Annotated in this window: 12 protein-coding genes; 3 read left to right on the forward strand and 9 right to left on the reverse strand. The window is 40.6% G+C overall.

The window, feature by feature from the left end; translation table 11 throughout:
- Window positions 1-70: 70 nt before the first annotated feature.
- From K429_RS0112065 to K429_RS0112095, 7 genes are all read right to left on the reverse strand, one after another.
- Window positions 71-1084 carry a TIGR00180 family glycosyltransferase gene (locus K429_RS0112065; protein ID WP_026367082.1) on the reverse strand — a complete coding sequence of 338 codons (1014 nt, stop codon included), beginning with the start codon at window positions 1082-1084 and terminating at the stop codon, window positions 71-73.
- Entirely contained in the window at window positions 1084-2532 is a 1449-nt protein-coding gene (locus K429_RS0112070; RefSeq protein ID WP_007219225.1) for a lipopolysaccharide biosynthesis protein, read from the reverse strand. The genes K429_RS0112065 and K429_RS0112070 overlap by 1 nt, the downstream gene beginning before the upstream one ends.
- 26 nt (window positions 2533-2558) lie before the next feature.
- On the reverse strand, window positions 2559-2924 hold the full coding sequence (locus K429_RS0112075) for a hypothetical protein (RefSeq protein ID WP_044096638.1): 366 nt from the start codon (window positions 2922-2924) through the stop codon (window positions 2559-2561).
- Window positions 2887-3216 carry an ATP-binding protein gene (locus K429_RS0112080; RefSeq protein WP_007211700.1) on the reverse strand — a complete coding sequence of 110 codons (330 nt, stop codon included), beginning with the start codon at window positions 3214-3216 and terminating at the stop codon, window positions 2887-2889. The genes K429_RS0112075 and K429_RS0112080 overlap by 38 nt, the downstream gene beginning before the upstream one ends.
- 18 nt (window positions 3217-3234) lie before the next feature.
- Window positions 3235-5274: a methionine--tRNA ligase gene (metG, locus tag K429_RS0112085; protein WP_007219228.1), complete on the reverse strand. Its 2040-nt coding sequence runs from the start codon at window positions 5272-5274 to the stop codon at window positions 3235-3237.
- Window positions 5275-5406: 132 nt separating this feature from the next.
- Complete coding sequence (locus tag K429_RS0112090) at window positions 5407-6462, reverse strand: MAC/perforin domain-containing protein (protein WP_022208367.1); 1056 nt, start codon at window positions 6460-6462, stop codon at window positions 5407-5409.
- A 48-nt stretch (window positions 6463-6510) separates the two neighbouring features.
- Entirely contained in the window at window positions 6511-7245 is a 735-nt protein-coding gene (locus K429_RS0112095; RefSeq protein ID WP_026367084.1) for a hypothetical protein, read from the reverse strand.
- Window positions 7246-7580: 335 nt separating this feature from the next.
- Here K429_RS0112095 and K429_RS0112105 point away from each other — a divergent pair, with 335 nt between their 5' ends.
- On the forward strand, window positions 7581-8105 hold the full coding sequence (locus tag K429_RS0112105; RefSeq protein ID WP_026367085.1) for a DUF6125 family protein: 525 nt from the start codon (window positions 7581-7583) through the stop codon (window positions 8103-8105).
- A gap of 11 nt (window positions 8106-8116) precedes the next feature.
- On the opposite strand, the gene K429_RS0112110 is transcribed toward K429_RS0112105, so the two are convergent.
- Window positions 8117-8890, reverse strand: coding sequence for a bifunctional 2-polyprenyl-6-hydroxyphenol methylase/3-demethylubiquinol 3-O-methyltransferase UbiG (locus K429_RS0112110; protein ID WP_026367086.1), 774 nt, complete (start codon window positions 8888-8890; stop codon window positions 8117-8119).
- Window positions 8891-8940: 50 nt separating this feature from the next.
- Window positions 8941-9873, reverse strand: coding sequence for an acyltransferase (locus K429_RS0112115; RefSeq protein ID WP_007211707.1), 933 nt, complete (start codon window positions 9871-9873; stop codon window positions 8941-8943).
- Window positions 9874-10369: 496 nt separating this feature from the next.
- On the opposite strand from K429_RS0112115, the gene K429_RS0112120 reads away from it, so the two are divergent.
- Entirely contained in the window at window positions 10370-11062 is a 693-nt protein-coding gene (locus K429_RS0112120) for an HAD family hydrolase (protein WP_026367087.1), read from the forward strand.
- A gap of 99 nt (window positions 11063-11161) precedes the next feature.
- Complete coding sequence (locus tag K429_RS0112125; RefSeq protein WP_081750909.1) at window positions 11162-12298, forward strand: ATP-binding protein; 1137 nt, start codon at window positions 11162-11164, stop codon at window positions 12296-12298.
- Window positions 12299-12303: the final 5 nt, after the last annotated feature.

Raw genomic sequence — 12303 nt, forward strand, 5'->3', positions numbered from 1 at the left:
GGAAAGAGGTAGGTGTCGTATAAGTACCTGTTACAATGGAAACAGTTTTATTTGTCATTTTTGCGTGTCTTTAAGATTGTTCAATAGCTTTGATAATTTCTTCTTTTTCCGGTGTGGAGAATGTACAGGGGTAGCTTTGCATACCTTGTACCGCTTTCAATCCTTTCTGAGTATATCTCCAGTCAGCCAGCCTGTTTACCCAACGTAACAGGGGATGCTTATGAGTGAATTCCATAATTTTCCTTTTGCCAGAGATTTCGGCAGTGTCTTTAGGCATATCGCTGATGCTGCAAATAAAGGAGAAAGCATCTTCAAGCGTATCACCTTCCTGGGCTGCCAGTAATTCTGATAACGCCAGAAGGAAACCTTGATATTCCTCCCGATATTTATGAGAGGTTTTGATAACTGAAACAGGTACGGTGGTTTCCGTGGCGGAACCTCTGATACGCTCGCGGGCACTGTAGAAATAGGGTAGTGTAGCATATTTGCCGAAGATAAGTGCAGCATGGTTAAAGAACTCTTCAGCCAGGAAAAGATTGCGGAAACGCAGGCTTCCGTCCGGGTTGAAACAAGCTGCATACATCCTCTGAAAAGCTTGTGTCCGGATGACGGAGTAGAGCAATGAGGCATACATATTCTTCTCTTGCAAAAGTCTTTCCCGGGGAGTATCGCCCGTTACTTGTTTATCGAAGTAGCGGATATAGCGAGGGTAGAATGATATTTTCCCTTTATGGGGAGTGAAGGTCAGGTAATGTCCCTGTGCAGTGCTGTAATCTGGGTGTTCGTCTAGAAAGGCGGTCATCTGCGCAATGCCGGAGGGAACAGCGAAATCATCATCAGCGCAATAAAGCACATAGGGTGTACTAATCATCGGAAGCACTTCTTTCAGCTTCAACAGGAAATGTAGTTTAGGACGGTGCAGATAAGTGATGTCCGGGTACTTCTCCGCATCGGCAAACGGATGGTCGGATGAGTCGGGAACAAGAATCTTGATATCTGTGCGGCTATAGTAGTCGAGCAATCTGCGCAAGCGCTCGGGACGGTTGTGCGCAGGGATGATTACAGTTACATTTTGCAGTGTCATTATTGTATGGTTTTCTTTTTAAATAGATATTGAAGACTTTCCCTAAATACAGTCGACTTCAGGCTCCACATCAGGAATATGTAGAGTGAGGCAGCTAAAGCGATTTTCGCCAGTAAGGAAAGATAGATGTTCTTCACATAACCTGCTACCCAGTAAGTAAAAGTCATTACGGCCACAGATATAATGAGATAGGGAGCTATATCCTTCAGTGTATTAAGCAGGGAAATTCCGATATGTTTATGAGCAAAATAATGCCAGATGAGTAGCCAGAAGATATTGGCTGCTGTATAGACTATCAGCATGATATTCAGACCGTACGGGTAACTACCCCACACGCATAATAGCTGGAAGATGCCCAGTGCGATGGTGTTCCACATATATACGTTCGGCCGGCCGATGCTATTCATCAGGTTGGAGTAAAGAGTTGAAATAGGCATGAAGGCTCCCCATACGCACAGTATCTGCATGACGGGTACACAGGGTAGCCATTTCTCTGTAATGCTTATTACGATCAGTTCCTGAGAAACAATGGCGAGCCCCAACATAGCGGGGAAACTGACAAAGGCGGTGAAGCGCATCAGCTTACGGAATATGTTTTGCAATCGTTGCCTGTCCTCCGAGGCTTCCCTGAACACAGGTTGCCCTACACTGTTTATCATTCCGAAAATGGTGGAATATCCCATCGTCGTCCACTTGCTTCCCTGTGAGTAGTAACCGGCTTGCTGGATGGTGTAGAAACGTCCCAGCAATGCGGAGAAGATGTTGTTATTGATATGAGTGAAGAGCGAGGTAAAGAGTAATTTACTGCTGAAAGGTAATAATTCCAGTAATGGGTGAAAGCGGAACGAAAAAGTAGGCCGCCAGGGAGAGAATATCCAAAGCAGGATAGTGTTGGTGCTGACATACACAACGGTCTGTACGGCAATTCCCCAGTATCCCCAGCCATGGTAGGCACAACTGACACCTGTAATACCAGAAATGAGGATGGCGGCTATCTGTATCTGACTACGCTCTTTCACCATGAGATTACGGAAAAAATAGGCTGTAGGGGCAGTACCGAAACTTCCGATGAAGAAACTCAGAAATTGGAAACGGGCCAGCCGGGTAAGCTCGGGTGTATGGTAGAAATCGGCGATGAAAGGAGCACAAAGAAAAAGTATGAGGTAAAGTGATGCGCCGATACTGATGTTGAACCAGAATACGGAATTATATTCCTCATGCTTTACCTCTTTCTTATTGACAAGTGCCAGGATGAAGCCACTCTCCGAGAAAATTCCGGCCATGGCGGAGAAGATGGTCAATACGGCCACCATGCCATAGTCTGTTGTGGATAACAACCGAGCAAGGAATATGCCGAAGACGAGGTTTAGCAGTTGCATGGCGCCGTTGCCTATTCCGCCCCAGAATAATCCTTTTGCTGTTTTCTCTTTGAGTGATGCTTCTGTCATTCCTTGTTCGATTTATGATTAAGATATCATTTAATTGCGTTTAAATTATCCGCATTAAGAAACCAATCCGAGTGTATGCCTTTGGATACATTTCTAATCTTATCCTGCTTCCTCAGTTTGGTAAGTAGGTTTCTGACTTTTGAGTGTTTTTGGCTTTCGCTCAATACATCTGGCAACTTATTCCAAAGTAATTCTGTTATTTCCTTTTTTGTAAGCGTACCGTGTTCAGTGAGTGCTTTTAAAATTAAATCACAATAATAACTGTCCTCAAATCCTTTATTGTTGGAATAGGCTGTTTTCTGATCTAATTGCTGAGCAACCGGTTTTGCTATAAATAGGTTCGGCTTTCTTCCTTCAATAAGCTTTTGATAATGATTCGCCATCGCGTCCATAATAGTATCCTTTATAAGAAGTCGGGATTCCTTTAGGAGCTGCCGGAATTTGAAACATGATAACTCTTTTCCCTTGATACATGATTTCATGTATTTCCGTAAAAGTAATGCCACAGTTGGTCCCTTCGGCTATTTCTCTTTTTAGGGCGTCAAGCGAGGGACGTGTCGGTTTATATGAGCTGCCTAAAACAGCGTGAGTCTTATCATGAATGCCGAATAACAACCACGCAAATTCTTCTTGGCCAAGATTGGCTTCGTTGCTACGTGCAGATATGAGTTCTTGAGTTGTCATTCGGCATTAAGATTATTTTTACTTCACTTCGCTACCCGGCTTCACCTCCTTCATGGTTGTAACTACGGAGAGTGAACCGTCAAAGTTCTCGGCAGAGAGGATCATACCTTCGCTGACGATGCCTTTCAACTTACGCGGAGCAAGATTGGCAATGAAACATACTTGTTTGCCTACCAATTCTTCCGGATTGTAGTGCTGTGCGATACCACTGACGATAGTACGGTTTTCCAGTCCGTCGGCAATCTTGAATTGCAGTAATTTATCGGCTTTGGGAACTTTCTGACATTCCAATACGGTGCCCACGCGAATATCCAGCTTCATGAAGTCGTCGAATTCGATATTCGGGCGGATAGGATTGGCTTTGTAGTTGGCTTCCTCATTAGCCTTTTTCGTATCGAGCAACTTCTGTACCTGTGCTTCAATAACGCTGTCTTCTATCTTTTCGAAAAGCAATTCAGGAGTAGCCAACTGGTGTCCGGCCGGCAATAAATTAGTGCTGCCCAAAGTAGCCCAGTCGAAGCTGTCCATGTTCAGCATATTGCGTAGTTTTTCGCTGCTGAACGGTAGGAATGGTTCGAATGCAATGGCAAGATTGGCAACCAGTTGCAGGGAGATGTTCAGGATAGTGGCTACACGATCCATATCCGTTTTGGCAATCTTCCACGGTTCGGTATCTGCCAGATATTTGTTTCCGATGCGGGCCAGGTTCATGGCTTCCTTCTGTGCATCACGGAACTTGAATACATCCAGTAACTTTTCTACTTCTGCTTTTACATCAGAGAATTCTTTCAGTGTTTCGCGGTCGTACTCTGTCAATTCACCGGCAGCGGGTACTACACCATCGAAATACTTCTTGGTGAGTTGCAGGGCACGGTTCACGAAATTACCGTAAACGGCTACCAATTCATTGTTATTGCGTGCCTGGAAATCTTTCCAGGTGAAATCATTGTCTTTAGTTTCAGGTGCATTGGCTGTCAGTACATAGCGAAGCACATCCTGCTTGCCGGGGAAGTCTACCAGGTATTCGTGCAACCATACGGCCCAATTGCGTGAAGTCGAAATCTTGTCGCCTTCCAGGTTCAGGAATTCATTGCTCGGTACGTTATCAGGTAGAATAAAGCTTCCTTCTGCTTTCAGCATGGCAGGGAATACGATGCAGTGGAATACGATATTATCTTTACCGATGAAGTGAATCAGACGGGTTTCGGGATCTTTCCACCAGGTTTCCCAAGTGTCAGGCAGCAACTCTTTTGTGTTGCTGATGTAGCCGATAGGGGCATCAAACCATACATACAGCACCTTTCCTTCTGCTCCTTCTACGGGTACAGGAATACCCCAATCAAGGTCACGGCTTACCGCACGGGGTTGCAGGCCCATGTCAAGCCAGCTTTTGCACTGACCGTATACATTGGGACGCCATTCTTTATGATCTTCCAGAATCCATTGGCGCAACCAGCTTTCATGTTGGTCAAGCGGCAAATACCAATGCTTCGTTTCGCGCATTACGGGCTTACTTCCGCTGATGGCGCTTTTCGGATTAATCAGGTCTGTGGGGCTGAGGCTTGTACCGCACTTTTCGCATTGGTCACCGTAGGCACCTTCTGCATGGCAGTGGGGACATTCGCCTGTGATATAGCGGTCGGCAAGGAAAGTCTTGGCTTCCTCGTCGTAATACTGCATACTTGTTTTTTCGATAAAATCGCCTTTATCGTACAGCTTACGGAAGAATTCCGAAGCGGTGTCGTGATGAGTTTTTGAACTTGTGCGGCTGTATACATCAAATGAGATGCCGAACTCTTTAAAAGACTCTTTGATAAGCGTATGATAACGGTCTACTATATCTTGCGGTGTTACGCCTTCTTTCTTGGCGCGTATTGTGATGGGTACTCCGTGTTCGTCCGAACCTCCGATAAAGATTACATCTTCTTTTTTCAGTCTCAGATAGCGGACGTAGATATCAGCGGGTACATAAACTCCTGCCAAGTGTCCGATATGAACGGGTCCGTTAGCGTAGGGCAATGCCGACGTAACGGTAGTGCGTTTGAATTTCTTTTCCATTGTGATATATGTATCTCTTTTGTTATGAGCGCATTTTGGTGTGCAAAGATAACGGTTTTCCACTCAAAGAAAAAGAGAAGACAATGAAATGTCCAATGATGTATTCAAAAAGATTCAGAAATTGTGTATCGGTTATTGATTGCAATACCGTAGAATCGCTTTTTCTATTTCGGTTTTCTTCTTTTCATCTTTCACAAAATCACTTATTAAAAATATATGAGTGGTAGATTGTCCGATTCCGATTAAAGTTCCCACCTGATTATTAATTTCTTTAATCCACTTGTCAAAGCCCATGATTTTATCGCCTTCGGCAACAAAATGTGACGGGTTTCCTCCATTTGCTTTAAAATGAATATTTACTTTACTGCATTCCTCAAAAATTGGGTTTACATCCAGAGGATAACGAGATGCATTAAAATAGTTGGTGTAAGCTTGAACCCGCTTCCTAAAATCCACATCAGATAGCATATAGCTATACTGAGCAACATAAGAAAGAGAGGTATATCCCCCCAAGAGTACATCGGTAAGAACATGGGTACCATATTTTTTCACTATCTCATCCCCGTTACTCTTCTCTAAATCATTCAGGAACTCTTTAGACAAGAAAAAACACAAATAATGTGGCCAAACATGGGGAAGGGTATATCTGCTGGTAGGGTGAAAACATTCCGCTTTGTGAAAATAGTTGCCTTGCAAGTTTTCCTCTATATTTCCTATATCTTCGGTAAATAGCCTAAGAACATCATCCCCTATCTTTGTTTCCACTTGGCTATTTAAATAGATATTATCTATATATTTATTCAAGTCTCGATTTTCACTTATAACCCAACCTCCCCCATTGTAAAGCAAAAATATTTCTACTGTAGAATAAGGGTATAGTTTAATTGGTTCCTGCTTTACATAATCATATCCGTCACCTGCTAACAGACGTTCTACATCAATAACTTTGCCTTTTACATTTATATATCCCTTTATGGTACTCTTTTTACAGTCAAATCCTCTGCCCAATAAGTCTATGTAATCATAGGTTTTATCGTTCGTTACTGTTTCTATAAATACTTTTATATCAACAGGATCTTTCTCTACTACAGTCGGCGGTTCGATTTCTGGTTCCGGTTCCGGTTCCGAAAAATCACATCCACTCCAAAGCAGTAACAGTACCCCAAATAAAGTGTAGTTCAGTCTCATATTTTAATTTTTATATTGACAGTGATAAAAAGCGATAAATTGGGTGCTTCATCGAGTTTCCCCTTCTATGTCATATCCTTCATCGGTAGAAGCTATGCAATTGATGTTATATTCGTTGTTAATCCCTTTCATTCTTAGCCAGTGAGCCTTAGGAGGAGGAGCCGATCTTGTTGTTTCGAATAAACCTAAGTTTAAAACAGTGTTCAACATATACAACGCTACATAGTCGCTTTCTCCTATATCATAAACTTCCGTAGCCTCATTGCCATCATCGTTCTTATAGGCGAGTGAGAGGTAGTATTTCTTCTCGGATTTGTATATTGAATATAGCCCTTTTGCAATGTCCACATCTTGAACGGTTATGCGAAATGAGCGCTTTTCATCCTCTTTGAACCATAAAAAGCCGCCTTCTTTCAATAAAGGGTGATTGCTTTCACGTATGATGGTTCCGATTTCATTGTCTACAACTTCTGCTTTTATAATAATACTGGTGTGGCAAATGTTATCTGTTATTTCAATAGTTGCTTTACCTTTCTGAATCGGTTTTATGACTATGTTGCCATATTCCCCGTCTTCATAGATATATGCTTCAGCTATATCAGAGTTCAAGTTATTTATACTATAATCCATATTACCGCTTATTATTTTTATTCTTCCCCAAAATGCTTTTGCTATTTTTATATCTTGTTTTTCAATGGTGAAATCAAGATAATGTTCATCGGATGAGCAAGAATACAGAACCGGTATTAATATCAGGAAAAAGAAATGCGATAGTTTCATCATAATTAGTGTGTTTATAAAGTTTGTATAGATTGACGTTTACTTCATAATTAATAAAGTATCATGCAAATGTATAAAATTAATTTGTATAAAGCCTAGATTTATGGCTTATTTCTGAGCTCAAAATTTTCCTGAATTCTGAGTTTGTCTAAGAAGGGTGATTGAATATAAGTTTGTATATTTTTCTTGTAATTATATTTGTCGAAATTTATCATGTATTTGCTCTGCATTTCTCTTTAATTTTTAGATTAATTTTATACATTTGCATGCTTGGTCTGATAATTCAGTATTGTTATTCAACCATTTTGTATGGTTATTTGTACGAATCTTTTTTTGCAATGAAACAAAACAACTTTTTAAGTTCCCTCACTAAAGAAGAACTGATAAAACTCATCGAAGCCTATTCCAAAAATTGGTTGGCTATGGATGGCGTGTGGTTTCAATCAATAGAACGGAAATTTGGAATGGATGAAGCCATGCATCACGATAGGGAAGCATGGAAGTCTTTCACGATAACAGAGGCGAGAAGAATAAAACAATTCCTCGGATTGCCGGAACATGCAGGACTGGAGGGCTTGGCAAAAGCCTTGCAGCTACGTTTTTATGCGAATATAAATAATGATGAGATTATTCTGGGGAAAGACAATGAAACTTTGGTGTATCGCACGCTTGAATGTCATGTGCAAACAGCCCGCAAACGAAAACAGATGGAGTATCATCCTTGTAAATCGGTAGGTATAATTGAATATAGCGGTTTTGCTAAAACAATAGATGAACGCATTACTTGCGAATGTCTTAGCTGCTATCCGGATATTACCGATAATAGCTGCTGTTGCGCCTGGCAGTTTACTTTGAATGAGTAATACGGAGAATTTCATTTTAGAGTATAGAAGCATGAGGTAGTAAAGAAGTTTCTCAGATATGGAATGCCGGCAATTATGGCATACAGTTTTCGGGGTTTTAATCGGAATTTTATTTCATAATGAGGATTTATGAAGAACAGTTGCCTATCTATAATTGTAATGTGTTTCTCATGCACTAATTTTTCAAATAATTCTATTGAGGTTTTAGTTTCCTTTATAGAAAGAAGTTCTTCAATACAACCGGTGCTCTCACCGCTAAATTTCAAAATGCCTTTATATATAGGTGCTGGCAGTAAATGAATGAAAGGGAAGTGGGAAATTATTTTGCTTTTGCATATCTGCTGATGTCCTCCAAAAGGCATTTGCCACGCGGGAAACGACATAAAGATAATCCCTTTAGGATTAATGTATTTGGGAAGATTTGATAAGAATGTCGCTTTGTCCTTTATATGTTCTATAACATCGTGACAAATGATTAAGTCGAATTTATGTTCAAGTCCTTTCAATTTGAAAATATCCGAGGCAATGAAATTCCCTTTTATTTGTCTTTCTTCAAAAAACAGGATGGCATCTTTTATTCTTCCTGCTGATAAGTCGACTCCTGTCGTGTTGCATCCCAGTTCGGTGAAAGGTAATAAATTACCTCCATCTCCGCACCCTATTTCTAAAATATTCATTCCCTTTTTAATCTTTTTGTATTTTGATATATATGGAATGTAATATTTCCTGCTTGTTATGGAAAGTTCCTCAAAATACAATCTTCTGTTTTTCTGTCGTTCTTGCATGATATTTATATTAAGTTTGTTTTTTAGATTCTATCGGGTTTATGCGACTGTTAATTTAATATGTTGTCTTGTCCAAAAAAGAAACGGGAAAAGTGCAGTTTATCCATGCTCCATGCTATCGCTATGCATCCATTTATGGTAACAATGACAGATATCACCATGAAAAGCATTCCGGTGGAATCAAAGAATAGGAAGGGTAGGAAAAGCTTGCATAAAATTGTAAAAATGGGGGAGAACAGGAATATGACAAGAGTGTTCCTGCCTATAAAATAAGAGTATTCTTTGATATCTTTAGGCAGATAGTTGTGCGCATATAATGATATAATGATGACCAGATAAGTAATTGCAATGCCTGCTAATGTACCTCTGTCCAGATTGTTAGGGAAGTAGCATAGTAACATAATAGGAATAAGGGCTAAAAAAGAGGGCTGAAAGATTTGAGTGAATGGTAATTTACTTTGTTTGATAATGATTCCTGCAAGGAAATAAATGGCATTGGCAAATACTATGAGTCCACCCCAGTATGCGGTAGCAAATAAACCAAGGCCAAGCAATATCAACTGTGATATTGTTTTCATGTGAGTATAACGGAAGGCCAGATAATGTAGGAGACTGCAAATAATCAAGGTGTGAAGATACCAGTAGGGACCTAATGGTTTTATAAATATCTTGTGTAATAATATAATTGGAGTAACTTCTGGTATACTTTCCCTGACCGGTAAGATATGTGACATAATTACGTAGCCTGCCTCCATGCACATGTATGGAACAAAAATCCAGAATAGTTTCCTTACAAAACTTCTGATGTCTTTCTGAACATTATCTAGATAACCGGATATGATTAAGAAAGCGGACATATGGAATGTATATACGATTTGCTTTATATAAGGATACTTATCGCCAATGTATACCAGATGGAAAACGATCATTAGGAGGATAAAGATGCTTTTCAGATAGTCCAGTTCTTTAATTCTGTGTTCCATAGTTTGAGTTTTATATACGTTCACATGAGTGGAGTCGCGATAGTGAAAAGGTAATGATAAGTGATTGCTTGATTAGTTTCATGTATTCGTTTGTTTTTGTTGTTAATGCTTTAATACATACAAAAATAGGTAGCTTTTTATAAAAAACAGGATAATAAAACTTCTTTATGATAATGTAACTATATTTTAAAATATATATAAGTCTTGTGTAAACTCGATGTGAGTCATATCCGAATCGTACCCGAACCGTATCTGGGCCGTACCTGCTCCGTACCTTCTTCGGTCAGAGGTACCTCTATATGGAGAAACTACGGAGTTGGTACGGAGCAAGTACGGCTCAGGTTATGCTGGATAGTCTTTTGATCTGTTCTTATTTCAGAGTATAAAGACGTTAAAAGTCCATACTCCTTTGCTTTATCTGTAATTTCTTTGGAACTTTGCATTGCATAAATGATGTAATGTAAAATATGTAATGAACCGGATGGAGACTCAGGAAATGAAACATACTATTAAAGTCATTGCTTTCGATGCAGACGATACTCTTTGGAGCAATGAACCTTTTTTTCAGGAGGTGGAACGAAAGTATACGGAGCTATTAAGTGAATATGGTAACGCAAAGGAGATTTCGGTAGAACTGTTTAAAACAGAAATGGAAAATCTGGAATGTTTGGGCTATGGTGCCAAAGCGTTTACTATTTCAATGGTTGAGACTGCTTTGCGGGTGAGTGAACGGAAGGTGTCAGCAGATAAGATGCAACAGATTATTCTTTTAGGTAAATCTCTACTTCAGATGCCGATTGAGTTGCTGTCCGGTGTGGAAGAAACCTTGAAAGTTCTGAAGGAACAAGGCCGTTATCGTCTGGTAGTGGCTACGAAAGGCGACTTGTTGGATCAGGAACGTAAATTGCACCGCTCCGGGCTGACCTCTTATTTTGATCATATTGAAATAATGTCTGATAAGACGGAGAAAGAATATACCCGTCTGCTACAAATCCTTCAAGTCGCTCCGGAAGAATTCATGATGATTGGTAATTCCTTGAAATCCGATATTCAACCGGTACTGGCTATTGGAGGATATGGGGTACACATTCCTTTTGAGGTGATGTGGCAGCATGAGGTGGTGGATACATTCGCTCATCCCAGATTGAAACAGATGAAAAGTCTGGTGGAACTGATGGACTGGCTTTAATGATGCAGGTTAAATATTCGCATCTATTTGCTTTATCCGATATTTATTCCGTATTTTGTGTTACATAAAAAGTGTAACGTAAAATATGTAATGTTGCTTATGAAACCTCAGAAGATGCAACCCCGGAATCCTTTTTTAGTGTATGGTTATGCGAACCCTCGTTATTTTTGTGACCGTGAAGCTGAAACACAACAGATGTTGTCGGCTTTGGAGAATGAACGGAATCTGACATTGATAGCGCCTCGGCGTATGGGTAAGACGGGATTGATAAAAAATGTCTTCTATACCCTGCAAGAGGAGAAACCGGAAGTTGTCAGTTTCTATATGGATATTTTTGCAACGCGCGATTTAGCTTCTTTCGTTCGCCTGCTGGCAAAAACCGTACTAGGGCAGCTTGATACGCTCAGCGAAAGTGCTTTGCATAAGCTGACTTCTTTTTTTCGCTCTTGCCGACCGGTGATTAGTGCAGATGAGTTGACGGGAGTTCCTACAGTAACCTTAGACTTTGTTGTCGACAAGTCTGAACAGACATTGAAGGAAATCTTTGACTATATGACTGCTTCCGGCAGGAATTGCTATCTGGCTATTGATGAGTTTCAGCAGATCACTTCTTATCCTAAAGAAGGTACAGAGGCTTTGCTTCGCTCTTATATCCAGTTTATCCCGAATGTCCGTTTCATCTTTGCAGGTAGCAGTCAGCATTTGATGCAGGAAATGTTTGTTTCCGCCAAGCGTCCTTTCTATCAGAGTACGCAATTGATGGTGCTGCGTGAGATTGATGAAGAATCTTATTATTGGTTTGCAAGGAACTTTTTTGAGTTGCGGGGGCAAGAGTTGGACAAATCTGTATTTCATTGGATATATACCCGTTTTGAGGGACATACCTGGTATATGCAGGCAATGTTGAATCGGTTGTATGAGCGAAATGAGTCGGTTGTAGATATCACTCAGGCAGAGCAAGTGCTGATGGGGCTTCTTGAAGAGAATACACCTGTCTATCAGAACCTGATTATTATGTTGACGGACAATCAGTTGGCACTGATGAAAGCCATTGCGCATGAAGGGAAAGTGACGGCACCCAACAGTGGAGATTTCATTTTGGGGCATGGGCTGAAAACTCCGAGCAGTGTCAATGCCGCTTTGAAGTCGTTGGTAGAGAAAGAACTTGTCTATAAATCGACCGGTGGATATATGGTTTATGACCGTTTTATGGGAATATGGCTATTGCGGAACTGATAGAT

The organism is Bacteroides sp. 14(A) (assembly GCF_000526555.1).
Lineage (GTDB): Bacteria > Bacteroidota > Bacteroidia > Bacteroidales > Bacteroidaceae > Bacteroides > Bacteroides cellulosilyticus.